Here is a 24,925-nt window from a genome sequence, read left to right as displayed (position 1 = left end):
AATTCGGGTGAGTGGTTACGACGTGGTCGTCTAGCCATGGTAAATCTCCTGTTCATGGGCACTACCGTGCCCTAAATCAGGCGAAGATTCCACTTATGGAGCTGTCCATATTTCCGGGGCCGGCTCTGTAGCAGGTGGTCGGGCCGACAAATTTCCAGCCGCGCTTTTTAAGATCTTTAGACATCACCTTGGATTCAACTGACGTTGACGCCGTTTGCGGCTCAGCTACCGTTTCAGGCTCGTAACTCCAAAAATAGGCCGCCAGCGAGCCCTCCTGCGCCACCATTTCCAGCGCCCGTTGAGCGTTGTTGATCACCGCCTCGATCTTGCCCCGGTGGCGGACAATGCCTTCGTCCTTGAGCATTCGTTCCACGTCCTTCTGTTTGAACTTCGCCACCTTGTGAAAATCAAATTGGTGAAAAGCTTTGCGGAAGTTCTCTCGCTTGGCCAAAATTGTGCGCCAGCTCAGGCCGGACTGAAAACCTTCGAGGCAGATTTTTTCAAACAGACGTTGATCGTCCGAGACGGGGAAACCCCACTCTGTGTCGTGGTAGTCAATATACTCGTCTGTGGCGATACACCAACGACAGCGAGGTTTGCCATCCGCCCCAGTGGCGATATTTTCCATTACCTTGTTCTCCCTCAATCTATCGATTTTCCTACGATCTTTGTCAAGCCTTGGCTCGTTGCCAGGACAAGCATACTCCGCTCCGGTGACGCTGCCCAGCCCAAAAAGGTATGAATGAAAGGTAGTATTACTGCTGCAACCACTGAGTCGGGCTCATGCCGAACTGCGCTTTAAACGCGCGGGCAAAAGCACTGGCACTGCCATATCCCACGGTATCGGCAATAATCGGAGTGGGCTTGCCTTCTTTTAGCAGCGTCTGGGCGATACTCAGTCGCCAATGACTCAGATAAGCGCCAGGGGTTACCCCCACCACCTCGTGAAATCGGGCGGCAAATCTCGCTCTCGACATGGTTGCCATGGACGCCAATTCCTCCAGACTCCAGGGTCGCTCCGGATTTTTGTGAATGGCATTGATGGCCTTGGCCAGCTTGTCGTCCGCAAGGCCTGCGAGAAGGCCTGTCGAGAGCTGCCCTTGGTCCATCAGTGCGCGCAAGGCTCGAATCCACACCACCTCCATCAATCGGTCAAGAATGGCCTGGCGACCACAATGGTTGTCGAATGCCTCTGCAAACAAAAGGTTCAGCAAGTCTTCCAGGTCGTTATGTTCCTGCAAGTCCATGGTCACTACGGAGGGCAGCGACAACACCAATGGATTGATCACGCCGGCACCCAGTTGGAAGGAGGCACAAACCATATTGACGTCGTCGCTGCGGGGCAGAATCTGGTGCTCGGTGGAATGCATGTAAAAGAACATCGCGGGGGCATTGAGGGTCAAGGGGTCGTGGGATTCAGACGTCACCTCAATTTGACCGCGCTGCAGGATGTGCAGGTAGCCCATGCCCTGCGGGTCTACAAAGTCTGCGGTCTCACACACGCTGCCGGATTGAAACACCCTGGCCTGCAATTGAAAGCGTTTAAGGATATCCACCAATCGATCAGCCACAACGAGACTCCTGGTATAAATATTTAGACATTAGGATACCAAAAGTCTCTACCGTTCTGTCAATATTCTTCCACGCCCTGAGCAGATCGCAGCAGCGATGCCGGGGCCTTATTAGCCTCAATGCTTACAAACCCTGAAAGTCTACGAATGATAGGAGCACAAAATGCCCCGTATTTCTCCGGTAAACCTGCAAACCACCGACCCTCAAACCCGCGCCACCCTGGAAGGGGTCAAGGCCAAGATCGGAATGGTACCCAATCTATACGCCACCTTTGCTCAATCCCCCGCCGTCCTGCAGGCATTTCTGGGGTTTGGTGAAGCACTTACTGGCGGTCGCTTGAATGCCGCCCAACGGGAAATAATCGCGCTTGCCGTGGCGCAGACCAATGAGTGCCACTATTGCTTATCGGCCCACACGCTGGTGGGCAAAGGTGCGGGCCTGTCTTCAGAGCAAATGATGGAAGCGCGCAAGAAGTACAGCAATGATCCGCTGGCACTGTTGGCTCGATCGATCGTTGAACGGCGCGGTGCTCTGGCGGATGAGGAAATCAAACTGGCAAAATCCGCCGGGTTTGATGACGAGCTGTTGGTTGAAATTACTGCGGTTGTCACTTTGAACCTTTTGACCAATTACACCAATCACCTGGCGGACACGGATATCGATTTTCCTCCGGTTGATCCCAATCTCTAACACCTCTTTTAGGTGTTTTTAACCTTATTGCACCGGGCTCCATCACTGGAGCCCGGCCGCTGATAATTGGAGCCTCCCATGAGATTCTTAATTACTTTGTTATTGGCCTTAGGTACGGCTTGTTCCTTCGCCGACGCCAAAGCCTTGAAAAAAGCAACCTACTCTCAATTTGTGGATAAGGCGGGCAATATTACGCTGCCCCGGAATTATCGCGCCTCCTGGACTCATTTGGGCTCCTGGTTGGTGGCGGACCCCAAGTCCCCCGGCCACGGATTTCATGATGTGTATATGCAGCCTCTGGCGGCAGAACACTATCGTAAGACCAAGCAGTTTCTGGATGGCGCTGTGATTATCAAGGAGGTTCGAAAAGTCAAAGAGGGTGCTCAAACAACCGGACTGGCTCAGTGGGCGGGTGAAACCAATATCTGGTTTGTGATGGTTCGCGATACACAAGGAAGGTTCAAGGGCAACGCGGATTGGGCCGAACGCTGGGGCTGGGCACTGTTTGAAAGCAAGAGCATGACCAGTGCTGGAATGATGACCGATGTTTCCGGCGGCTTTGAGACTACCTGTAAAGGCTGTCATTTGCCGGCCCAAGATACCGATTGGGTATTTATAGATGGTTATCCGACCTTAACCGAGTAACGATTTGGATTAATCGTAGTGCCGCTCAAACCAGTCTTGCAGGAACTCAATGCAGTGAACCAGTTTGGGTTGCACGAATTTGCGGTTGGGGTACAGCGCGTAAAGGGTTAGCGAGGGACGCTCAGCTTTGGGCAGAATTTCCTGGAGCGTCCCTGTCTTAAGCCCTTGTCGCGCGATAAAGCTGGGCAGAAACCCGATACCAAGCCCGTCTTCAATAGTCTGGCGCATGAATAGGGTATTGTTGACCTTGAGGGTGCCCGATACATCAATCCCTTTACCCAACGGCCAATGACTGCCTCCGCGAAAATAGCTGTACACGAAACAATTGTGCTTATTCAGATCCTCCACTGTGCGAATCTTAGGATTTGACGCCAGATATTCCGGGGAAGCGCACACCTGATACTGAAATTTCGTGAGTTCTTTGCCGATATAACTGGAGTCAAAGGGCTGGCTTGAGGCTCTGAAGCCCAGATCGAAGCCGTGCTCCACCAGATCAAGGCTTTCGTCCCCCAGTTGGATGTCCAGTTCGATGTCTGGATAAGCCCGCATATAACTGGAGAACATTTTCGACAGCTCAATGATCCCCAGCGCCATAGGGGCATTGATGCGCAGTTTGCCACTGGGATTGGATTGCATGTGCTGAACATAGGCATCGGCGCCATCCAATTGACTGAGGATCTCCCGGCAGCGTTGCAGGTAACCCTCACCAATGGATGTGAGTTGTTGGCCTCGGGTGGAGCGGTGCATCAAACGGGTACCGAGGTCGTCCTCCAGGCGCCGAATTTCTTTGCTGACCATGGAAGTAGTGACATTGAATTCATCGGCAACCGCGGTGAAGCTGCCGGCATCTGCCAATCTGACAAACAGTTTCATGGCTCGCAGTTTGTCCATCGTTGCTGCCTGCCTCTTTTATTTTTTCCAAATTGTTCACAGTGTATCAACATTATTGCCATTACTTAAACACTGGATTTGCGCGAGACTAACGTCATCCGCGGAATCACCCACCCTAAGCCCCACTGCGAGGTTAGCCCATGTACACCCTGTATTTTCTGCCCGATGCCTGTTCCTTAGCGACCCACGCCATACTTCACGAGCTGGATTTGCCCATTACCTTGATTAACAAGCAGGACGTCGAGGATTTCACCACTCTCAACCCGGTTGGAACCGTACCCGTATTGGTAGAAAAAGAGCCAGTCGATCAGCAGTTGGCGGGTAACGACCCAACCTCCCTGCGTGAAGGTGTTGCCATTCTGTTGCATATTCTGAGTAAACACGAAAACGACCTGCTCCCGGCCAATGGGATTGCGCGACAGAGGGCGATTGAAAATATGGCCTTCGCCAACGCCACCATGCACCCGGCCTATGGTCGGCTCTTTTTTGCGGAGCATCAGTTATCGGAGCCGGAAGCCAGACGACAGGTGTTTATGCAAGCGGCCAACGCCATTAACAAGTTGTGGGCGGTGGTGGAAACCAAGCTCGACAACCAGCCATACCTGGGTGGTGATCACCCGTCACCAGCGGACTTTATGCTGGCGGTTTATTCCCGTTGGGGTGAGGCGTTTCAGGTCAATATACAAATTGGCCCAAACACCAGCGCCATGATCAAACGTGTGATTGCCCGTGACAGTTTCCAGAAAGCCTTGCAATGGGAAGCCGACTATAAGGCCGCGGCGTAAGGATTGGCGGAATGGATGATAGAACTTACATCACCCAAATGATTGAGCAGTATCTCGAAGGACTCTATCGCGGTGATACGGAGATGCTCAACGTTTTATTCAGTGCCGAATGTGTTCTCAAGACTCCCGGTGTGAGAAGAACCATGACGGCTTGGTTGCAGGATGTGGCCACCCGATCTAAACCAAAAGATATCGGACATTCACGCCAGGAAGGAGTGATAGCTCTCGATATCGAGGGGGACCAGGCCATGGCGAAAGTGGAGTGCTCACTGCCCTCTGGTCATTTTTTGGATTATCTGGGATTTTTGCGAGAAGAATCCGGTTGGAAAATCGTTAACAAGATGTACGCGTTAAAGCCTTGAAACACATTGCTAAATGGAGACAACAGAACCATGCCTTACGTAAATATTAAAATTACCGACGAAGAAGTGACTCGGGAGCAAAAGCAGCGGCTGATTGAGAACACAACTCAGATGTTAGTGGAAATTCTCGATAAGAACCCCGCCACCACTCATGTTGTGATCGACGTTGTGCCTACGGATAATTGGGGTGTATCCGGTAAGACGGTTACGGAGCTTCGCAATCCTGGTTAGATCTACATTGCCACCCTGAAATTTTTCCGAGCGTAGGGATTAGGCGAAGCCGTCGTCTAGAGCGCCTACTGTTAGAATCCACCTTGGTTGTGGCAAATTTCTGAACATTGGTGGATTACGGCTTCGCCTAATCCACCCTACGTCAGTCCAGGAAAAGAGACACCAAGCTACAAGCTACGATTTTGAAAACCAGAGTTTGTTCAGCCAGTGATCCAGCGAAAGCAACCCTCCCCCATACACCACAACCTGTGCCAAAAGTACTCCCCAGAGCACGTGAAGATACATGGCCGCTGGAGCAATTTCCGCGAGACTGATAACCGCTACAACGTTTACTACTGACAACGCCAGCGCGGCGAAGCGGGATAACAGCCCTGCTACCAATAACACCGGAAAGACAATCTCGCCAAAAGTACCCAAATAAGCGGCCAGTTCAAACGGCAGAAAAGGAACCTGGTACTCCTCTTCAAACAGAAACAGTGTGGTATCCCAATCCTGCAGTTTGGTTAGTCCCGCATAGAAGAACACCTTGGCGATATAGAGGCGAATGGCCAATACGGCTATCGAGTGAAGTTTGTCCAGGCCGCGTGAGGCCAGTCGATAATAATCAAAGAATTGATGAGCCAGTTGAGTCATGGGTGTATCCTCCATTAATGGGTTTCAGTCAGCCGTTCAATCCACTGGTTTTCCAGCGCCGTGGACAGCCATTGGGGAAAGTCAAAATCCGAGTGTACGTCCAGCAGTTCGCCAAGACTTAGCCCCTCGCGAATGTCGGCCAGCCACAGATATTCTGCGGCGGTCATCCGTTGCAGGCGGGGACGATCATCTTGCTGATGGATGATCAGATAACATCTGCCCTGGTGTGCTTGCAGTTCATCCGCAAGATTATGTGTGTTCAGGTCATTGTCCTGGTGAGCCCGCCAGATAATATCCACGGGGTAGTCACTGGCCATGACGTGAATACTGGATGCCAGTTGAATGTGCAGTTTTTCTATGGGGGAATCCGCCAATAGCGACAGGCTGCCCACCTCCAATGCTTGATCCAGCGACCTGGAGGCTTCGTGCAACTGCCATTCCAGGGTAGCAACATCAAACAGAAAGGGGTGTTCCTGTGCCAGTGGTGTTGTCAAAATCAATTCGCCGAGATCAGAGCCCCAGTCCGCCCAATCGCCAGTAGAAGGAGGGGATTCTCTCAATAATCCTCGCGTCAGCACACGCATCGCCTCATCACCCAGCAGTTGGTCGACCACAGGATAGGTCACGCTCAGCGCCCTGGCCGCCGTTGCCAGCAAGTTGTTTTGATAGACTCTTAGGCCCCTGGCGAACCCCTCACTGTATTTGGGGTGGGCTTTTTGCAGGCCGTAGATCATGGCTACCAGCTCTTGTTGCCGGTAGGCCAGTGTTTGTTTTTCACGTGACATGTGATGCTCAACAGACACCGTTTGGTCATCAAACATGGGTGGTTACCTCCAGTGAGTTTTGCTTGGCATCGATGATTCGACGCGCTTTTGCCGCCTCCGCCACCAGCTCGTTCCAACTGGGCAGGTCGTTGTCCCACTCAATAAGTGTCGCCATCGGGCCATTGCGCCAAATGGCGTACTCGTAAAGTTGCCAGCAGGCTTCTGACACTGCCCGGCTGTGATCGTCGATAATCAGATCAGGCGCTTGCACAGGCGCATAGCCCGCGAGGTGAAATTCACCGATCAAGCAAGATGGTATTTTCTCCAACCATTGTTTTGCGGCATTGAGCGGATCGACGGCAGAAAAATTGTGGGCGTTTACCAGGAGATTATTGAGATCCACCAACAGACCACATTGGCTACGCTCCGCCAGCTCCACCAGAAACTCGGTTTCGCTCAGGCTGGTACGCTCAAACTCCAGATAGGCCGATACGTTTTCCACCAAAATCCGTCGCCCCAAGCACTGCTGGGCTCGATCCACGTTGTCCACCATAAGTTGCAGATTTTGGCGGGTGTATTCCAGCGGCAGGAGGTCACCGGCATGTACGGAATGACCGTCAAAGTGGCTCCAGGTAAAGCAGGCGTGATCTGAGATTAACACCGGATTGGTTCTCTCAATCAATGCGTTGAGCTTGCTGAGATAGGCGTCGTTGACACCTGCAGCGGAACCCAAGCCCAATGAAGTAGAGTGCAGGCTAAGCGCGTAGCGTTCCGAGACCTCTTGCAATATGGCAGCGCTCATACCGCCGGCGGCAAAGAAGTTCTCCGCGTGAACCTCGACAAAGTCAATCCGGGTATCGATATTGACGTCAGATGTCTCGCTCAACGCGTCGCGATAGTGTGGGTGGCGGAGTCCCACACCGACCCAGCCCAGGGCCTCCCTAGGGTTATGATCTGTGGTTGCCATTGAGCGAGACATTCAACTTCTCCCGTTGAGATTTAGGATTTTTTCTGTTCGGCGTAGCGACGCTTGGCCTCTGCTTTAAGCATGCCACCGATGCTCTCGCAAGTGCCTTTGACCACCAGTTTCCATTCGCCCGGGTCGTTGTCGACGGTGGATTGCCCTGCACAGGAATGTGTACCCGCCAGGTTTCCGCAATCGTTTTGACCCGCCTTGGCGACGCCATAACATTTTTCTTTGCCGGCGGCGTGAGCCGGCAGCGTCGCGATGGTGCCGAGTGCAACCATCAGAGCCGCACTGGCTATGCGTTGTTTCTGGTTCATATCAACTTCCTTCGTTTGTGTTTGCAGTCAGGTGTTGGTCCAGCCATTGAGTCAGGGCGGGAAGATGTGCCGCCCCGACCTGCCGGTCAATCACCTGTTTCTCACCGGTCAGTACCAGTGTCGGCACACCGCGGATGTTAAATTCGGCGGCCATGTGTGGGTGCTTGTCGACGTCGATCTTCACCAGGTGCACCTGGTCCCGATACATCTCCGCCACCCGTTCCGCGACGGGTGCCATCTGTTGGCAGGGCCCGCACCACTGAGCGCTGAACCACAGCAGCGTCAGTGGCGGTGAAGTCGTCTCTGTATCAGTCCTCTTCATTGGCGGCAGCCACTGACAGGTGTTCGATACCAGACCAGATGCGATCAGCGGATTTCACATGACCATCCACATCAGTCAGCCACTTTTTCTGAACCGCCTTGTTCAAATTGAGGTACAGCTTGTTGTCCTCGATATAGAACGCCTGGGGATCCACATCCAGCTTTTTGTTCAGGGCCACACCCATGGCGCAATAGCCACCAAACTGCGGGGCGTAGCGGTCAGCGTCTGACTTAAACAGATCGCGATTCTTCTTGCTGGAAAAGCGATAAATCGCGCCGTCGTGAGTGGCGGTGTACTTTGCCGAGCCTTCCACCGCTTTGCTCTTGGTAAAGTAGGCCACGGGGTCGTAGCCGTGGATGGCCAGATCGTTGGTACCGATATTCACAGCAGAGGCAAAGCCCAGGCTGCTAAAGATCAGGGCGCCTGCGGCACCAGCCAGTTTCAGGGTCTGTTTGAGGTTCATGCTTTTGTCCTTTTCCAAGTTACTCATCAGTGTTTAAGGGTGGAGGACATGAGGTGTTTGTTTGTCCTGCCAACGGTGACTAGAATAGGGGGAGTTGACCCCGCAAAGGCGGCAGGGCGTCCACAAAAAACTGCAGATCGTCCAGCAATGCCGGAATTAGGGGTTGGTCAGCTCAGAGAGGAACCGCCATGGATGCGTTAAGCGCTTTGTTACAGGATCTGGACTTTAACGCCGAGGTGTTCTTCAGCGGCAGCCTGTGTGGGCTGCAGGCGTTCGAAGAACACGAAAACTCCGGTTTGCTGCACTTTCTGAAGTCCGGCTCCATGACGCTGATTACTGACCAGGACCACGAACTGAAGCTGGAGAAGGCCTCGGTCATATTTATGCCCAGCGGCAGCCATCATCGCATTCAGATCAAGGAGTTCAACGAAGCCGAGCTGGTTTGCGCCAATATCCAATTCCAACCCCGCCAAAAAACGGTGCTGGTCGATAACCTGCCGAAGTTTCTCTGTATCGATATCGACCAGGATGAAATGATCAGCGACGTGGCCCGCTGGATATTTGAAGAAGCTTTTGGCGCCGAACACGGCCGCCAGATTATGATTGATCGCCTGTGTGATGTGTTTGTGATGCAGATACTGCGTTACGTGATTCGCAATGGCATCGTTGAGATGGGCACATTTGCCGCCAGCTCTCATCCGCAGTTGTCGAAGCTGATGAAAGCGTTGACGGCTAACCCGGAGAAAACCTGGACGGTAGACACCATGGCGGAATCGGTGGCCATGTCACGCTCAAAATTTGCCGCCCTGTTTAAGGACTCTGTGGGACAGGCGCCTATGGAATATTTAACCGACCTGCGCCTTAGCAAGGCGCAGAACTTACTGACAACGGATAAACCCGTAGCATTGGTCGCTAATGAAGTCGGTTACGAAGACGCCTCTTCATTGGCCCGGGTATTCAAAAAACGCTTTGGCGTCACTCCCAAACAATGGTTGAAACAACGTTTTGGAAGTCGTCGTTCCTGAGCGGTAACGGGCCACCGATTACTCCTCTCTGAAGTATTCCCAAGTACTCTGCAAACGCCGCCCTAGATAATGACTGCCAACACCAGATACCCTCCCGCTGTCACCAGAGCCGCCAGCACAGCGTAGGGCAACTGCGTTAGCGCATGCTGCATCGGCGTACAACCACTGCCCTGGGCGGACAACAGGGTCGAATCACTGTAAAAGCAGGTATGGCTGCCAAAGGCACCCGCGGAAATCACCGCCCCCACCATCAGATAGATGTTAATGTCCGTGGCCTGAGCAATGGGAATCACTATTGGCAGCGCTATCGCATACAAGCCCCAAAAACTGCCGGTGGCAAAGGCGATGGTTGAGAGCACCAGAAACGCCAGCATGGGTAACAGCGCCGGATTTACCAAAGAGCCGACGATACCGATCATGTATTCAGTCAGTTGCAGTTGATCATTAACGTCTTTTAGGACAAACGCCATGATCAGGATGGCAATGACTTCGAACATATCTTTCATGCCCTCCAGGCAAGTTTCAATAATGGCTGACAATTCCATCAGCCCCTGCGCCTTGTAAAATACGATCGTCAGCAGCAAGGTGGTAAAGGCACCTTTCAGAATGTCCACATCGAACAGCCAGGTAAAAAACACCAAAGCCACCATGGGTATCAGAAAATGGGCGAAGGTCCCCTTTTGTTCAAGAGCCTCCTTTTGTTGTTGATCGGGCTCAACCTTGTTCGTAGAGACCTGATCTACGGAGACATCCACACTTTGTTGGGCGAGACGTTCTGCCTTGCGCATACTGCCCAATAAAGGAATGACACCCGTCGCCACCAGCGGCGGCATGATCACAGCAACCCAGGCATAGAGCATATAGGGGATGACATTCAGGTAGGCGCTGAGCCCCTGCCCTGTCTCTGCGATTTGGTTGGACTCCAGCAATCCGGCAACGTAGATCGCCCAAGTGGAAAACGGTAACAGAATGCATACCGGGGCCGCCGTGGTATCCACCACATACGCCAGCATTTCTCTGGAGACTTTAAATTTGTCGGTGACTCGACGCATGGCGTTACCCACAGCCAGGGCGTTCAGGTAATCATCGATGAAAATCGCTAACCCCATTAGCCAGGTCACGACCAGGGCCTGCGGGCCGGAACGAATACGATTGGATAAGGCTTTGGCAAAGGCCGTGGCGCCACCGGATCGCACCAGTAATGCCACAATGCTTCCAAACAAAGCTACCGTAAGCACGATCCATCGAACCGTAGCATCCCCCATCACTTTGAGCACGCCGTCGAGAAAGTCTGACATAAAAGTCTGCCCCGACAACATGGCGAAGCCCACCATGGCGCCCAATACCAGCGCTTCCAGTGCGCGTTTCATCAGTACTGCGGTAATCACCACGATCAGGGTTGGCAATATGCTCAAGAGGCCGGGATCTACCATAGAAGAAATCTCGTGTTAGCTCTGTAGAGCAAGGCCTAGAAAGTGTAGGATATATCCAAACCGAAGGTGCGGGGAGTACCGGGTGTTCTAAGCACGGTGCCCAGCCCCTGGAGGTCGTTGACGTATTGGTAGTATTGCTTGTCCGTCAGGTTTTTTACCCAAACCGCTGCAGACCAGTTGCCATCATCGGGCTTGACACCCACCCGGGCATTAAACAGGGTATAACCGCTGAGCCGGGCAATATCGCTGTTCTGAGCCTCACCGTAGTGATGGCTGCGGGTGGTAAAATCCAGCTGGAAGGTGCCCACCAGGCTGTCCATTAAGGTGTTTTCATAGCGGATCAGACCATTGGCACTGAGCTCCGGCGCGTAGGGTAAGCTGCTGCCATCCAGATCTTCAGCTACCTGGAAGGGGCTGGTTTCCAAAGCGGTTTGTTCAGTGTTCAGGTAGGTGAAACCGAACTTGATGTCCAGATTTTCGTTGGGAGCCCACCACATGTCGGACTCGAACCCATAGACCTCAGCGTCTGAGCCATTGTCGTTTATCAGCAACAGATCAAGAGCCGGGTTGTCGGTAATGGTCAACGCCAGGATCAGGTCTTCATAGTCATAGTAAAAAGCGGAAGCATTCCAACGCAGTGAACCGTCCAACAGATCTGATTTGATGCCGATCTCATAGGAAGTCAGCGTTTCTTCGTCGTAGGGCTCCTGCAGAATATCCGTTACGGTAATGTCGCCGACAAAACCGCCGCTCTTAAAGCCGTTGGCGATACTCGCGTACAGCATGGTAGTGGCGTTCAGGTCGTAGTTAAAACCCAGGCGCCAGGAAACTTTCTGAAAACTGATTTCATCGCTGTAGTAGGCGGAATCAAAGACTGACGGATCGGAGTAGTTTCCAGGCAGAGGGCCGGGCGAGGCAATAAAATCACCATCGGCGTTGGGGCCAACGCCCGCATCAACGGTGATGGTTCCGCCTTTAAAAGAGCGCTCTTCGTCGGTGTAACGAATACCGGCAATCAGTGTCAGGTCATCTCTGACTTGAAATTCGTTGTGCCAGAAAACAGCGAAAGATTCAGTTTCCAATTCGTAAGCGTGGTTCTGCCGGAATCCGCCAAACAAGTCGCCCAGATCCGTCTCGGTGCGCGGCGTATCCAGTGTGTCAATCGAGTAGAAGAAACCCAGAGTCGTCGTCCAGAATTCGTCGTCGCTGTAAGCGAAACGCAACTCTTCGGTAAACTGCTCAAAATCGGTTTCATAGCCCACATCGATATTGCGCTGCAGAGAGCCGTCAGCATCTTCCTGGGACTTTCGATCCGCAGTGTTGTAGCCGGTGATCGATGTTATTGAAATATCCCCCAGATCGTACGACAGCGACAGTGTACTGCCAAAGGCTTCAATTTCATCGCGGTTGATTACGCCGTTTTGCAGTGTGTAGGGGTCATCGTCATCAATCTGCGCCGCGCCGGAACCGTCATAGGAACATTCGGCATTGGGCCTGAGAACACCGGCGGCGATTGAGGGGCAAATGGAGAGTGAGCCGTCATTGGTAAACGTCGGAAACCCTTGGTACTGATTACCATCGGATTCGTCTTTACCACCAAACACAGTGAGGTGAGCCGTCATTTGGTCAGAGACATCCCACAGCAGCTGGCCGCGAACAGCGTACTTTTCTTTTTCGCCCACTTCACCCAGCGTGGGATGCTCGAAAGGGCCGCCATTTTGATTGACCGTGCTTACAGATAAGCGGCCTGAAACATTGTCGCTTAACGGACCACTGACGTAGCCTTCCACAGATACCGCTTCGTAACGGGCAATGCCGAAGTCCACACCCGCCTCGAACTCGTCGGTAGGCTTGTTGGAAAAGAAGTTCACCGCACCGCCAGTGGAGTTACGACCATACAGAGTGCCCTGTGGACCTTTCAATACTTCAACGCGCTCAACATCAAACAGCGCAAAGTTCAACAGGGTGGAGTTGCCGTAGTAGACCTCGTCCACGTGAATGGCCACGGGCGAACTCTGAATGGCGGTAAAGTCGTTGAGGCCGATGCCACGCAAGGCAAAGTTGGGAATCGCATTGGTGGAGGAGTAAGACACCACCAGTCCCGGGGTTTGATACTGAACATCGGCGGCGGATTCGAAGCCGAGTTCTTTCATATCCTCGCCGCTGATGGAGGTTATGGCGATAGGTACGTCCTGAGCGCTCTGAGCTCGTTTTTGTGCTGTGACAATCACCTCTTCGATCAGTGAGCCGTCGGCGTAAACCGCGGAGTTTGCCAGAACACAGGATATTGCAGCGGCCAGTTTGAATTTATTTTTTATAACCATTCATGCTCTCCAAAGATTTTGTTACTACCTGGCATCATTAAATTATTATGGCTTCATATAATCATGCCTCGCGAATCCAATCCATAACGTCCAGGGGGTATTGGTATATGACGGAATTCAATGAATTGGATGAAATAATCTAATCAATCGTCGAGCGGCAAAAATACCCCCCCGAGTGGGTATATTGTGCGGCAGTGGTCTCAGCGGCGGGGCACAGAATAACGTCTAGGGAGTATATACAGACTTGGTCGGCGCCATGAACAATGATGATGTAACTCTTTTTTATCAGGCCGTTTAACGTTATGCAGTCAGCCGCCAGTATTCTGAGCCAATACCCCGTCCTACCAAGAACCTATGATTTCGTCACGCAGAAGCGAAAGATGTATATCGATGGCGAATGGGTGGGAGCCTCTAACGGTGATACCCGCCCTATTATAGAACCCTCAACCGGAGAGGTGCTCGCCTCTGTGCCCGAGGCAACCATGGAAGATGTGGATCGCGCTGTAGTCGCCGCCCGCCGGGCATTTACTCAGGGCCCCTGGTCCACTCTAAAGCCCTACGACCGGCAGCAACTACTGCTCAAACTCGCCGATCTGATCGAAGCCAATGCCGACGCCTTTGCTCAGCTGGAATCACTGGATAATGGTAAGTCCGTGGTGGCGGCACGGGAAGCCGATGTCGAAGGGGCGATTCGCTTCTTTCGGTATATGGCCGGCTGGGCCACTAAGCTGGAGGGCAGCACCAAAACGCTCTCCGCTCCGGGCTCATCCATGGCTTATACCCTTCGCGAGCCGGTGGGTGTGGTGGGCGCCATAGTGCCCTGGAACTTCCCATTTTCGATGGCCGCCTGGAAGGTGGCTCCAGCGCTGGCCTGTGGCTGTACCCTGGTGTTGAAACCGGCGGAATTTACGCCGCTCTCTGCCTTGCTGTTAGCCGAGTTGATCGAGCAGACGGGGTTTCCGCCCGGTGTGTTTAATGTGGTTACCGGCAATGGCAGTGTCGCCGGCAGTGCCCTGAGTAATCACCCCCTCGTCGATAAGATTGCCTTCACGGGCTCTACCGCCGTGGGCAAAATGGTTGGCCACGCCGCGGTGGAGAATATGACTCGAACCAGCTTGGAGCTGGGCGGCAAATCACCGGTCATTGTGCTGCAAGACTGCGACGTGCAAGTCGCGGCGCAGGGGGCCGCCGACGCCATCTTTTTCAATCAGGGACAGGTGTGTTGTGCCGGCTCGCGCCTGTACATCCACCGTAAGATTTACGATCAGGTGGTCACCGAATTGGCTCGCATCGCGGACAATATTCATCAGGCGCCGGGTTTGGATCCCGCCTGTGAAATGGGTCCGCTGGTGTCCCGCCAGCAGTTCGAGAAAGTCTCCAGCTACATTGATCTCGGTGTCGAGGAGGGCGCAGAGTTAGTAACAGGAGGGCATAACTCTCAAGGCACCGGCTACTTTGTCAAACCGACGGTCTTGGCGGACACCAATAACAGTATGCGGGTCGTGCAGGAGGAGATTTTCGGCCCCGTCGTCTGCGCGCAACCGTTTGATTCCATCGAGTCGGTCATCAACAGCGCCAACGACACCCCCTATGGCTTGGGTGCCAGTATCTGGTCCAACAATCTGTCTCAGGTTCACCAGATGATACCCCGAATTCAGGCGGGGGTTGTGTGGGTCAATACTCATAACCCGGTCGACCCCTGCTTGCCTTTTGGCGGTTTTAAAGCCTCGGGCTTTGGCCGTGAACAGGGTCGGGAACAGTTGGAGCACTTCCTGGAAACCAAGTCTGTCTGGCTGCAGTTATAGTGGTTGGTTCAGCGGATGGCGCCAAATTCCATTTTGCGCTATAAAGGCAGTATTCAGGGAATTCATGGGACAAAACAGCACTATGCCGAAGCTACAACTGGACTCCCTGGAATGGCATTCGGCATTGGCCAATCTGTTTGAAAATGTCGGCGAGTCGGAGTTCCCGACGCTCCTCAGCAATATGCTCTTCTCCCTCACGCCTTACGACAGTATCGCCGTTTACACTTATCTGGAAGGTGTTAAGCCCAAAATGCTCTTCCATAATATTCCAGAGGCGTTGGTGGACGTAACGCTGACGAATTATGTGGATGGCCCTTACTTGTTGGATCCCATCACCCAGGCCTGTGCGCGGGGAATTTCATCCGGTGTGTATCATTTGGGAGAGCTGGCTCCGGATCACTTTCGCCAGAGCGAGTACTATAAACGTTACTATCAGCAGATCGGGCTGCGCGATGAGAGTGTTGTCTTAATTATGTTGGAGCCAGGTTACTACGTCACACTCTCTATTGGCCACCGACACGCGGATCAGGGCAAGATTTCCTCCAGAGATTTACAACGGCTTAAAAAGGTGGCGCCGGTATTGATTTCCGCCGGGCGTATGCACTGGAGCATGGCGCTGGAAAAGCACCCGCAAAAATTGCGGTACCGCTCTCAGGTGGATCAACTGAGTAAGGCATTCGACAGTTTTGGCAGTGAAGAACTCACCAGCCGTGAGCGGGAAATTGCCAGAGAAATTCTCAAGGGTCACTCCGGAAAATCCATTGCCCGAATGCTCAATATCAGTCTGGAAACGGTTAAGGTCCATCGCAAGCACATCAATAATAAGTTGGGTGTTTCCTCGCATGCGCAACTCTTTACGCTGTTTATTAATCATCTCGCGGGGTCCACCGGTACCGAAGCCCTGCCCGAAGCTCAGTAAAGCAATTCCCTAAGGTATTCCAGCAAAATCATTCGGGTAAATACCTACCCGGGGGAATAGTCCGGCTCTCTTTAACGCTCTATATTTTACCGACTACACAGCGGGAGAGCGAAATGAAAACTGGTTTTTTAACCCACGAATTCTATTTTTGGCACGATACCGGCTCGGCATTGCTGGGCACACCCATCGGTGATCATATGCAGCCAATGGCACACCCGGAGTCAGCGGAGTCCAAACGTCGGGTTAGAAATCTGGTGGAAGTTTCGGAGCTGCTGCCGAAACTGGAAGTTCTACAACCTGAGGCTGCCAGTGATGACGCCATCGCTCGTGTGCACACACGCGAATATATCGAAGAACTGAAATCTCTGAGTGATAACCATGGTGGCGTTACCGGCGAGCATGTTCAATTTGGTCGCGGCAGCTACGACATCGCCAAGTTGTCTACCGGTGGCGTTATGGCTGCCGCCGATGCGATAATGGAACAACAAGTCACCAATGCCTATACGCTGGTGCGCCCGCCTGGCCATCACGCCGAAGCTGACCAGGCGCGAGGGTTTTGCCTGCTCGCCAATATTCCTATCACCATTCGTCATCTGCAGGCACGCTATGGTTTGAAGCGAATCGCCGTCATCGATTGGGATGTTCACCACGGTAACGGAACGGAGTCCATTTTTTATGATGATCCCTCGGTGCTGACCATCTCCATTCATGAAGATGGCAATTACCCCGAAGACACCGGAGCCAATTCAGACCGAGGCAAAGGCGATGGAGAGGGGTTTAACATTAATGTTCCTCTGCCACCCGGATCCGGGTTTGGGGCTTATCAGAAAACGTTCAGTTCCATTGTTGCGCCCGCGCTGCAAACCTATCAGCCCGAGATGATTATCGTGGCCAGTGGTTTCGATGCTTCAAAGTTTGATCCACTTGGACGTATGTTGTTGAGCAGTGAAGCCTACCGATATATGACGCAGCAACTTATGCAACTCGCCGCGGCGGTTTGTGACAGCCGTTTATTGGTGGTGCACGAAGGAGGGTATTCAGCAGAGTATGTACCCTTTTGTGCGTTGGCTGTTTTGGAGCAACTGTGCGGGCATCGAAGCAATATTACCGACCCCTTTAAGGACCGCATTGAGAAACTGAAGTACCAGGCTTTGCAGCTCCATCAAGCCAATGTGATTGAGACCGCGATGGAAAGCGTGACAATACTGGGGACGAAAATTGACGAGCAAAGTATGTAACGTCATACAACGAGGCTGTTACACGTGGGGTGGATTTACCCCACGGCAGAGTTAGGTTTTGTCGGTGTTTTGTTTATCGACTGTGGCGTTGCTGAGCTCGTCAATATTGAGATTCTTTTTACGCGCCCGCTGCTTCCAAAGTTGGCGGGCCAGCCTTTGCATATCTGTCGTGTTGTCGCTCTCGTCGGTAATCTCAAGACCTAACAGAGTTTCGATCAAATCCTCCATGGTGAGTATGCCTTCCATACCGCCATACTCGTCCACAATCAACAGGATATGACTGTGTTGCCGTTGAAATTCGTCAAATGCCTGGGATAGCGACATGGAGGATAAAAGTGCCGGCAGATCACGTCTCTGACTGATCAGTGTTTCTTGTCCATGCCCTCTGGCAACTGCCAACAGGACGTCGCTTCTCAACACAAATCCGGTGATCTGCTCGGAATCGCCCCGGTAAACCGGAATACGTGAAAAGCGGCGCTGTTCAAGATCATGGGCCAACGCCTCCAGTGTGGTCTCTTCCGGTACGGAATACACCACCGTGCGGGGAGTCATGGCGTCCTTTACCCGTGTTTCCCGCAACAACAGAAGGTTTTGCAGAATGCGCTTTTCCCGCTGGGCCAGTGCACCTTCTTCGGCGGACAACTCCGCCATGACGGCAAACTCGTCGCGACTGAACCCTCGTAGCGTGGGGCCGTGGGCCAGTCCGCGGGTCAGTCTCTCCGCCATTAACACAAATGGGTACAGCAACTTGATGAGATACTTGAGACAGTAGGCAGTAGGCGGCGCCAACTGCCGCCAGTAGTGCGCGCCCAGGGTTTTGGGAATGATTTCGGACAGAATCAGGATCAGCAGGGTTAATACCGCTGAGATTACACCAACGTAAGCGTTACCGAAGACTGCTGCTGCCTGAGCACCTGCACCGGCGGCACCCACAGTGTGGGCAATGGTGTTGAGCGTCAGAATCGCCGCCAATGGGCTGTGAATGTCGTCGCAAAGCTTGCGCAGCAGAGCCCCCGAGGGCTTACCCTCTTGTTCTTTCAGTGCGATGTAGGGTGAGGTCACACTAAGAATCACGGCCTCGGCAACCGAGCACAGAAACGAGAACCCCAGGGCGACAACTACGTAAATAATCAGTAATAACATGAAGAGAATCGGTCAGTTAAAAGAAATAAGACTCAGTTAGCCTTTTGACCCGATCTTGCCAGCACTCGTATGCCAAGGGCAAGTACCACTGTACCGAGGCTGAAGACCGCAGACCAGAGCATGATGCTGTCACTGCGATTGGCGGCTCCCCGCGCCAGCACGATAGTTGCGTCGTACCCCGGCCGCCATGAGCCAGCGGATTCCAACTTCAGCGCCCCGTTAAACCCATCCTTAAAGGCGTGTGAACCGATCTTGTAGTTTTGCCCTTGAGGGGAGCTGGAGCGGGTGTGAAAGAATCCGAACTCTTTGCTCAAGGACGCCTGTAGCAAACCACTCGAAGTTAGGAAATGCACACTAACTGAAATATCTTTGGTTTCGATGGCACGGCCTGGAACCTGAATCCAAGCCGCAATATCGGATGCCGGTGGAATTGAGATTTCGTCGGTCGAAACGCTGACCGGGGTTTGAGAAATTGGCAGCGGAAAGGTTCGAGAATCCGTAAAGTCACTGCCAACCAATTGGGGCAACCCGAGAATAAAGCTGACAGTCATGATCAGCGACCCGAGAATACAAAGAGCAATTCCTGTGTTTCGCATGTTATTTTTTGTTATGGCTCCCGTCACACAAGGGCTGGTTTTGCGTGGCCTTACAGCAACAGAAGAACACTTTCTTGGACTCCGTGGCATCAAATTTTAGCGGCGTAAACTCAGATCCTTTATGGGAGCCATCACAAAAGGGTTGTTTGTTACTCTGCCCGCAAGCACACCAAAAGTAAGATTTGCCCGCTTCCACCTCCACCGCAAAGGGTGAATCCGCCGCTCGTTTGGGTTCGTTCATCACGTCCTGGCCTCTCTCTATGGGGATATCGACTCTTCCTTAGTCTATATCAGCAGCGACATCTGACCAGTTGTTGTCTGATCTACAATTTATATGTCGCGGTGCGATTGATTTCCGTCGGTATCGACGTCCCAGAACAACAACCACTTCCCAATTTGCAGAGATAAACAATTAGTCATGCAAAATCAAGAAGATAGACAACTGGTGGCGAAAATCCTGGCGAAGGATCGGGTGGCGTTTGACCACTTTTTCGACGTCTATTTTGCGCGTCTGCACCGTTTTTGCTCAAGCCGGATCAGCGCCGCAGACTCCTGTGAAGACATCGTTCAGGAAACGCTGATCAAAGCGATTCGCCATCTCGACAGCTACCGGGGAGAAGCCAGCCTGTTTACCTGGTTGTGCCAGATCTGCCGTCATGAAATCGCCAACTGGTACCGACGCCACCAGCGGCGGCAACCCACTACGGTCAGCCTCGATGACGACCCGCACATTCGGGCGGTGCTTGAGAGTCTACAGATTGAACAGGGGCTCACTGAAACAGAGAAGCTGGTGTTACAGAACCTGGTGCAGCTGACGCTGGATTATCTCCCGGACAATTACGGTCGAGTGCTGGAGTGGAAATACCTGGAGGGTTTATCGGTGAAGGAGATTGATGAGCATCTGGCGATAGGAAAAACAGCGGTGCAGTCACTGCTGGCCCGTGCGCGCGGTGCCTTTCGGCAGGCTTTTCGAGACCTGCAATACGATTTGCCCCAAGACCTGTCAACACAAGCCGTGCTGGCCATGCGCCAGTTGAATGGGAGGCCATAACCCCATGAATGAGAAACAAACACCGATTTCATCCCATGGGGACGATCGGGATGTACGGCAGCTGCTGAACCTGGCCGGTCCCCGCCCCAAACCGCCGCAAGCCGTCAGAGAACGTACTTATCAAGCGGCGCTTAAAGCCTGGGAGGCGCTGCCGCAAGTGGGTGAGGCTCAGGACCCTTCGCCCAACATCAGCAGTGCCGCCCCTGAGGCGAAGGTTGCAACAATGGCAATTTGGCGCCAGCCTTGGCTGGCGGCGGCAGCCGTTGTGTTGATCGGATTTTTCGGTCTGCTCATCGCCTATGCCCCCAAAGATGCTCCTCGTACAGCCATAGGCCATCTGGTATTCGCCTCCGGCAGCTATCGGGTTGAGACCTCCCAAGGTGATAACCAACCCATTATTGTCGGTAGCCGTTTACAGACAGAAGATGACGGGTACCTGATGTTTGGGCTCGGCAGCACCACCCGCATCCGGTTGGATCATGACACCAGCGTCGTTGTCGATTCCCAGCGACAACTGAGGTTAGATCAAGGCAGAATCTATGTGGATTCTCCCGGAGAATCAGAGTCCCTGGAGGTGATTACCGCGCTGGGCGCAATTACCGATGTCGGCACTCAGTTTTCTGTGGCCATAGCCGCCGACACCCTGACCGTGGCCGTGCGCGAAGGATTGGTGCAAGTCGCTTTACCGAAAGACGATCTGCTGATGGAAGCCGCAGAGGGCCAAGGGGGATTGATCAGTGTGCGTGGCAGCCAAGTCGTCGATCAAAGCCCCCTGCCCTCGACCGATCAGAGCTGGCAGTGGATTCAGCTGGCCACCAAAGAATTTGATCTGAGCAGCAGCAACCTGCACGACTTTTTGGTCTGGGCGTCGCGCGAGGCGGGGCTGGAGTTACACTTTACCAATGACGCCGTTCGAATGGCCGCCAGCCATACCCGGTTGCATGGCGATATTCGAGGACTGTCTGCTATGGATGCTGTCAGTGTGGTACTGGCCACAACAGACTTTGTCAGACTCGACAGCCGACCTCACGAGTTGCTCGTGGATTTCAAACGATGATTGCAAAAACCAAGGCCCGTTTGCTGTTGTCCCTGGCAGCTATCAGTCCCTTAGCCTATGCCGGGAACCTGCAGATTCCATTTCATCAACGCCCCCTGGCAGAGGTGCTGGCGGACTATGAGGCAGCCGGTTATCCGCTGATTTACAGCAGCGACCTGATTCGACCTGAATTGAGAGTGGAACACATTCCCACGGGAACAGACGCCATCGAGCGTCTGAATCAGGCCCTGCGGCCGTTGGGGCTGATGGTTTCGCCGACACCGGCAACCGCACCCGGGCCGACCCGCTGGATGATTATTCGTGACCCTCAACTTGGCAGGCGCGTCAGCGGTCGCATTACAGATGCCGATACCGACAAGCCGCTATCTGGCGTACGTATTCAATTGGTGGACCCAAATATCATCGCCACCGTGTTTACCAACCAACAGGGGTACTTCGAGCTTTATCTGCCGGAAAGACCTTCGCAGTTGTCATTGTCCCATAGCGGCTATACACCCACCGCTATTGGTTCCCGCCAGGTAAGAGAACGCGAGTTGAATATTCCCTTGCAACCCGCCGTCGGGCTAGAGGAAATCGTAGTTACCGCAAGTCGTTATGATTTGCAGTCGGCACGGCCACTGTCCACTCATCAGCTCAGCACCAATGACCTGGTAAATCTTCCGGAGTTGGGTGATGATGCGCTGCGAGCGGCCAATCACCTGCCCGGAACAGCCTCCGTGGGCCTCTCGGCACAGCCCAATATTCGTGGTGGCCTGCAGGACGAAACACTGGTGCTGTTTAATCAGATCGAATTGCTGGAACCCTTTCATCTCAAGGACTTTCAGAGTGTTTTCTCAAGTTTGAATCCCAGCCTGATTGAATCAATCGAAGTTTACACCGGTGGATTCCCGGCTCGCTATGGCGACCGTATGAGCGGTGTCATGGACATCTCTCCTGTGCAGCCGCTGCCGGAGCTGGGCGGTGAGATCAACATCAGCTTTTTAAATGCCTCTTTTGCGGGCTACGGCCACTTCGGTGAAGGCCGAGGTCGCTGGCTGATCTCGGCGAGGCGAGGCAATCTGGATCTGGTGACGGATTATGTGAACCCGACACTCGGCAAGCCTTCGTATTCGGATGCCTACGGCCAGGTGAGTTGGCGTCTTTCAGAAAGTGTTGAAATAGAAACCGGCCTGTTGCTTTACAACGACGACGTTAAACTCAATGATCTGGAAGAGGCGCCATTGAACGAAGGCGAGATTACCCATTCCCGTTATCGCAATACCTATGCATGGTTCCAATTGAGTCATGAAGCTGACGAAACCACCCATGGCGTCGCGACGCTGTCCCACGGAAGGATTGAACACCAGCGAGATGGCGCCATTGTTGATCCGGAAGAAGGCGACAGCCTTCTGACCGAAGACAATCACTTTGATGTCTGGAGTCTCAGTTATCACTGGCATCGCGATATTACCCCCGAATTGGGGATGGATCTGGGGGGCAAGATTCAGTATCAAAAAGGTGACTACCGATTGCTTGCGGAGATGGAGCGCGACGAACTGGCTGAACTCCTGGGAGTTGATACCGAACTGGAAGAAGACCTGGCGCTCAGTCCGGAGCTCTCAACGCTGGGGCTCTACGGCTCGGTTAAATTTTTGCCCGTTCATTGGTTGTCCCTGGAAGCGGGCCTGCGTTGGGACGTTCAACATTATAGTCATCACTTTCGTCTTGATGATGATGAACCGCGCGATGACAGCAAGACCTGGAATCAACTCAGTCCTCGTGTCAGCGCTCGTGTTCGCCTCAATGATGACACCGCTCTGAGGGCGTCTTTGGGACGCTTCTATCAACCGGAATCCATAAATGAATTACAAATTGCCGACGGTATTGACGAGTTTCAAAGTCCCCAATATACCGATGGCGTCATTCTGGGCCTGGATCACCAACGCGGCAATTGGTATTGGCGTCTGGAGGCTTTTTACAAGGACATACACGATCCAAAGCGAAGGTACGAGAATCTTTTTAACTCGCTGGTACTCCTCCCGGAAGCCGCTCCTGATCGTATTGAGTTGAAACCGACAAAGGCTCGCGCCCAAGGGGTAGAAGCCTCGCTCAGATATCAGCCCGGCAATCAATTATCGATTTGGGCAAGTTATTCCCATTCTTCGGCGGATGATTTTATTCCACATCAGGAAAACCCGTCCGGTGATTGGCAGCCCCGGACCTGGGACCAGACTCACACTCTGTCCACCGGCATAATCTGGCAACAACATCCCTGGACATTAAGCGCTGCCTTTCGTTGGCACTCCGGTTGGCAGACATCGGGGCTGCCGGATAATGTTGAAACTATCGAGCCCTTGGCACTCGAACGTAACCGTAAGCAGCTACCTCACTTTGCCTCATTGGATGTTCGCGCCAGCCATACCTGGCAGTGGGGAAAAGATTCACTGGAGTTGTTTATCGAAATTACCAATCTGTTGAATCGTAAAAACATTGGTGCTGTGGATTACGAGCTCGAAGAAAACGACAACGATGGATTTGATATCAGTGGCGAAGAAGAAACACTGATGCCGCTGGTGCCGTCTGTCGGATTTATCTGGAAGTTTCACGGTAACAACGATTGATTCTTCTCTCGATACGGGTCTCACCTCTTACTTAACACAGCAGAGAGGCAAGACCATGAATACTCGAATTTGCACTTTACCTTTAGTTCCGATACTGATTGCTGTGGCTACTGCTGGTAGCAGCAGTAGCTTCGCGAACCATCCATTCCTGCGTGGCATCAGTGTATGCTCAAGTACGGCTGATACCCTATGGCGCAGCTGTCTGCACGATGCTTACGATGACTATTACGAGTCCATCGCCATTTGTTTGAACGAAAACGATAGAAGCGAACTCGGTGAATGCGAGAATGAGGTCAAAGATGAACGACGCGAAGTCATCTCGGAATGCCGGGACATTCGTGAAGCCCGCAAGGATTTGTGTGACGAAATCGGAGAGGAGGCCTACGCTCCCGATTTCGGGCCGGACTTTGCCAGCAATTTTGTCGACCCCAGAGACATTGGTGTCACGGTAAATCCACACCCCTATCTCCCGCTTGTGAACGGTAACCGCTGGGTGTACGAAGGCACCTTTGAAGATGATGATGGAGAAGAGGTCACTGAGACCATTACGGTTACCGTCACCGACAAAATCAAGATGATCGATGGTATTCCCTGCGTGGTGGTCAAAGATGTTGTCGAGGAGGAGGGTGAATTGATCGAAGACACGGACGACTGGTTTGCTCAGGACATTTTTGGCAACGTCTGGTATTGCGGTGAAATCTCTCTCAACTACGAAACCTTTGACGGCGATGACCCCGAAGAAGCGCAATTGGTGGATATCGATGGTTCCTGGAAGTCCGGAGAAGAAGGTGCCAAGGCCGGTATTCTGTTACCTGCTGTGCCGGAGGTCGGCATGTTTATCCGCCAGGAAGTGGCCTGGGGAGAAGCAGAAGATGTGATTGAGATTGTCGATGTAACCGGTACCCAGGAAGCTCCAGCCGCCTCCTGCGATGGCAATTGCCTGGTGACCCGAGACTTTACCCCCCTGGAACCGGGCACGGATGAGTTTAAATACTATGCGCCGGGTGTCGGCATGATCGCGGAGGAAGCACCGGAGGACGATGAACGGGTTGAGTTAATTGAAGTCGAATTGCATTAATTTTCAAGAATAAG

The 24,925-nt window shown here is 53.0% G+C and carries 27 protein-coding genes; 13 read left to right on the top strand and 14 right to left on the bottom strand.

The features are described 5' to 3' along the window. Window positions 1-76: 76 nt before the first annotated feature. Window positions 77-628, bottom strand: a complete 552-nt coding sequence (locus tag HBA55_RS14305) for a DNA-3-methyladenine glycosylase I (protein WP_166992386.1) — start codon at window positions 626-628, stop codon at window positions 77-79. A 127-nt stretch (window positions 629-755) separates the two neighbouring features. Next, on the bottom strand, window positions 756-1,571 hold the full coding sequence (locus tag HBA55_RS14300) for a cupin domain-containing protein (RefSeq protein WP_166992384.1): 816 nt from the start codon (window positions 1,569-1,571) through the stop codon (window positions 756-758). A gap of 163 nt (window positions 1,572-1,734) precedes the next feature. Here HBA55_RS14300 and HBA55_RS14295 point away from each other — a divergent pair, with 163 nt between their 5' ends. Both HBA55_RS14295 and HBA55_RS14290 read left to right on the top strand, forming a co-directional pair. Then, the gene (locus HBA55_RS14295; protein ID WP_166992382.1) at window positions 1,735-2,262 is read left to right on the top strand and encodes a carboxymuconolactone decarboxylase family protein; all 528 of its coding nucleotides are present in this window, start codon (window positions 1,735-1,737) and stop codon (window positions 2,260-2,262) included. 78 nt (window positions 2,263-2,340) lie between these two features. Next, the gene (locus tag HBA55_RS14290; RefSeq protein ID WP_166992380.1) at window positions 2,341-2,907 is read left to right on the top strand and encodes a cytochrome P460 family protein; all 567 of its coding nucleotides are present in this window, start codon (window positions 2,341-2,343) and stop codon (window positions 2,905-2,907) included. A 9-nt stretch (window positions 2,908-2,916) separates the two neighbouring features. Here HBA55_RS14290 and HBA55_RS14285 read toward each other — a convergent pair whose 3' ends face one another. After that, complete coding sequence (locus HBA55_RS14285; protein WP_166992378.1) at window positions 2,917-3,798, bottom strand: LysR family transcriptional regulator; 882 nt, start codon at window positions 3,796-3,798, stop codon at window positions 2,917-2,919. A gap of 140 nt (window positions 3,799-3,938) precedes the next feature. On the opposite strand from HBA55_RS14285, the gene HBA55_RS14280 reads away from it, so the two are divergent. Genes HBA55_RS14280 through HBA55_RS14270 form a run of 3 tightly spaced genes read left to right on the top strand, consistent with a single transcriptional unit; the run spans window position 3,939 to window position 5,176 of the window. Then, complete coding sequence (locus HBA55_RS14280) at window positions 3,939-4,583, top strand: glutathione S-transferase family protein (RefSeq protein ID WP_166992376.1); 645 nt, start codon at window positions 3,939-3,941, stop codon at window positions 4,581-4,583. Between the two features lie 11 nt (window positions 4,584-4,594). Then, window positions 4,595-4,945 (top strand): nuclear transport factor 2 family protein, encoded by a 351-nt coding sequence (locus HBA55_RS14275; protein ID WP_166992374.1) that lies wholly within the window; start codon window positions 4,595-4,597, stop codon window positions 4,943-4,945. 30 nt (window positions 4,946-4,975) lie between these two features. Continuing rightward, entirely contained in the window at window positions 4,976-5,176 is a 201-nt protein-coding gene (locus HBA55_RS14270) for a 2-hydroxymuconate tautomerase family protein (protein WP_166992373.1), read from the top strand. A 174-nt stretch (window positions 5,177-5,350) separates the two neighbouring features. Here HBA55_RS14270 and HBA55_RS14265 read toward each other — a convergent pair whose 3' ends face one another. From HBA55_RS14265 to HBA55_RS14240, 6 genes are read right to left on the bottom strand one after another with little or no spacing between them, the layout of a single operon-like run. Beyond that, window positions 5,351-5,809 carry a DoxX family protein gene (locus tag HBA55_RS14265; protein WP_166992370.1) on the bottom strand — a complete coding sequence of 153 codons (459 nt, stop codon included), beginning with the start codon at window positions 5,807-5,809 and terminating at the stop codon, window positions 5,351-5,353. A gap of 14 nt (window positions 5,810-5,823) precedes the next feature. Next, complete coding sequence (locus tag HBA55_RS14260; RefSeq protein WP_166992367.1) at window positions 5,824-6,630, bottom strand: HvfC/BufC N-terminal domain-containing protein; 807 nt, start codon at window positions 6,628-6,630, stop codon at window positions 5,824-5,826. Beyond that, the gene (locus HBA55_RS14255) at window positions 6,623-7,552 is read right to left on the bottom strand and encodes an MbnB/TglH/ChrH family RiPP precursor modification enzyme (protein WP_240946063.1); all 930 of its coding nucleotides are present in this window, start codon (window positions 7,550-7,552) and stop codon (window positions 6,623-6,625) included. Before HBA55_RS14255 ends, HBA55_RS14260 begins: the two co-directional genes overlap by 8 nt. 20 nt (window positions 7,553-7,572) lie before the next feature. After that, complete coding sequence (locus tag HBA55_RS14250; protein WP_166992364.1) at window positions 7,573-7,857, bottom strand: BufA1 family periplasmic bufferin-type metallophore; 285 nt, start codon at window positions 7,855-7,857, stop codon at window positions 7,573-7,575. Window position 7,858: 1 nt separating this feature from the next. Beyond that, window positions 7,859-8,179 (bottom strand): thioredoxin family protein, encoded by a 321-nt coding sequence (locus tag HBA55_RS14245; RefSeq protein ID WP_166992361.1) that lies wholly within the window; start codon window positions 8,177-8,179, stop codon window positions 7,859-7,861. Beyond that, the gene (locus tag HBA55_RS14240; protein ID WP_166992358.1) at window positions 8,166-8,642 is read right to left on the bottom strand and encodes a YHS domain-containing (seleno)protein; all 477 of its coding nucleotides are present in this window, start codon (window positions 8,640-8,642) and stop codon (window positions 8,166-8,168) included. The genes HBA55_RS14245 and HBA55_RS14240 overlap by 14 nt, the downstream gene beginning before the upstream one ends. Window positions 8,643-8,830: 188 nt before the next feature. On the opposite strand from HBA55_RS14240, the gene HBA55_RS14235 reads away from it, so the two are divergent. Then, on the top strand, window positions 8,831-9,667 hold the full coding sequence (locus HBA55_RS14235) for an AraC family transcriptional regulator (RefSeq protein WP_166992355.1): 837 nt from the start codon (window positions 8,831-8,833) through the stop codon (window positions 9,665-9,667). 62 nt (window positions 9,668-9,729) lie between these two features. Here HBA55_RS14235 and HBA55_RS14230 read toward each other — a convergent pair whose 3' ends face one another. Together HBA55_RS14230 and HBA55_RS14225 are read right to left on the bottom strand one after the other, a co-directional pair. Further along, the gene (locus HBA55_RS14230; RefSeq protein WP_166992352.1) at window positions 9,730-11,100 is read right to left on the bottom strand and encodes a Na+/H+ antiporter NhaC family protein; all 1,371 of its coding nucleotides are present in this window, start codon (window positions 11,098-11,100) and stop codon (window positions 9,730-9,732) included. 35 nt (window positions 11,101-11,135) lie between these two features. Continuing rightward, complete coding sequence (locus HBA55_RS14225) at window positions 11,136-13,424, bottom strand: TonB-dependent receptor (protein ID WP_166992349.1); 2,289 nt, start codon at window positions 13,422-13,424, stop codon at window positions 11,136-11,138. Between the two features lie 302 nt (window positions 13,425-13,726). Between HBA55_RS14225 and HBA55_RS14220 the strand changes: the two genes are divergently transcribed. The 3 genes from HBA55_RS14220 (at window position 13,727) to HBA55_RS14210 (ending at window position 17,386) form a co-directional block, all read left to right on the top strand. Then, window positions 13,727-15,229 carry an aldehyde dehydrogenase family protein gene (locus HBA55_RS14220; protein WP_166992346.1) on the top strand — a complete coding sequence of 501 codons (1,503 nt, stop codon included), beginning with the start codon at window positions 13,727-13,729 and terminating at the stop codon, window positions 15,227-15,229. An 82-nt stretch (window positions 15,230-15,311) separates the two neighbouring features. Next, window positions 15,312-16,148: a helix-turn-helix domain-containing protein gene (locus HBA55_RS14215; RefSeq protein ID WP_166992343.1), complete on the top strand. Its 837-nt coding sequence runs from the start codon at window positions 15,312-15,314 to the stop codon at window positions 16,146-16,148. Between the two features lie 113 nt (window positions 16,149-16,261). After that, window positions 16,262-17,386 carry a class II histone deacetylase gene (locus tag HBA55_RS14210; RefSeq protein ID WP_166992340.1) on the top strand — a complete coding sequence of 375 codons (1,125 nt, stop codon included), beginning with the start codon at window positions 16,262-16,264 and terminating at the stop codon, window positions 17,384-17,386. A gap of 51 nt (window positions 17,387-17,437) precedes the next feature. Here HBA55_RS14210 and HBA55_RS14205 read toward each other — a convergent pair whose 3' ends face one another. The 3 genes from HBA55_RS14205 to HBA55_RS14195 are packed head-to-tail and all read right to left on the bottom strand — an operon-like array spanning window position 17,438 to window position 19,366. Next, the gene (locus HBA55_RS14205; protein ID WP_166992337.1) at window positions 17,438-18,529 is read right to left on the bottom strand and encodes a CNNM domain-containing protein; all 1,092 of its coding nucleotides are present in this window, start codon (window positions 18,527-18,529) and stop codon (window positions 17,438-17,440) included. A 32-nt stretch (window positions 18,530-18,561) separates the two neighbouring features. Beyond that, window positions 18,562-19,080, bottom strand: coding sequence for a hypothetical protein (locus HBA55_RS14200; protein WP_166992334.1), 519 nt, complete (start codon window positions 19,078-19,080; stop codon window positions 18,562-18,564). Between the two features lie 46 nt (window positions 19,081-19,126). Beyond that, window positions 19,127-19,366: a CDGSH iron-sulfur domain-containing protein gene (locus HBA55_RS14195; protein WP_166992331.1), complete on the bottom strand. Its 240-nt coding sequence runs from the start codon at window positions 19,364-19,366 to the stop codon at window positions 19,127-19,129. 177 nt (window positions 19,367-19,543) lie between these two features. Between HBA55_RS14195 and HBA55_RS14190 the strand changes: the two genes are divergently transcribed. The 4 genes from HBA55_RS14190 to HBA55_RS14175 are packed head-to-tail and all read left to right on the top strand — an operon-like array spanning window position 19,544 to window position 24,911. Beyond that, a complete protein-coding gene (locus tag HBA55_RS14190; RefSeq protein ID WP_166992328.1) occupies window positions 19,544-20,176 on the top strand; it encodes an RNA polymerase sigma factor in 633 nt (210 codons plus the stop codon). Window positions 20,177-20,180: 4 nt separating this feature from the next. Further along, window positions 20,181-21,233 (top strand): FecR domain-containing protein, encoded by a 1,053-nt coding sequence (locus tag HBA55_RS14185; protein WP_166992324.1) that lies wholly within the window; start codon window positions 20,181-20,183, stop codon window positions 21,231-21,233. Beyond that, window positions 21,230-23,833, top strand: coding sequence for a TonB-dependent receptor (locus HBA55_RS14180; RefSeq protein ID WP_166992321.1), 2,604 nt, complete (start codon window positions 21,230-21,232; stop codon window positions 23,831-23,833). Before HBA55_RS14185 ends, HBA55_RS14180 begins: the two co-directional genes overlap by 4 nt. Window positions 23,834-23,888: 55 nt before the next feature. Next, window positions 23,889-24,911 (top strand): hypothetical protein, encoded by a 1,023-nt coding sequence (locus HBA55_RS14175; RefSeq protein WP_166992319.1) that lies wholly within the window; start codon window positions 23,889-23,891, stop codon window positions 24,909-24,911. Window positions 24,912-24,925 lie beyond the last annotated feature (14 nt).

This window comes from Pseudomaricurvus alkylphenolicus (assembly GCF_011683955.1).
GTDB lineage: Bacteria > Pseudomonadota > Gammaproteobacteria > Pseudomonadales > Cellvibrionaceae > Pseudomaricurvus > Pseudomaricurvus alkylphenolicus.
The sequence above is the reverse complement of the archived record's forward strand: the minus strand, read 5'-3'. Positions and strand labels throughout refer to the sequence as shown.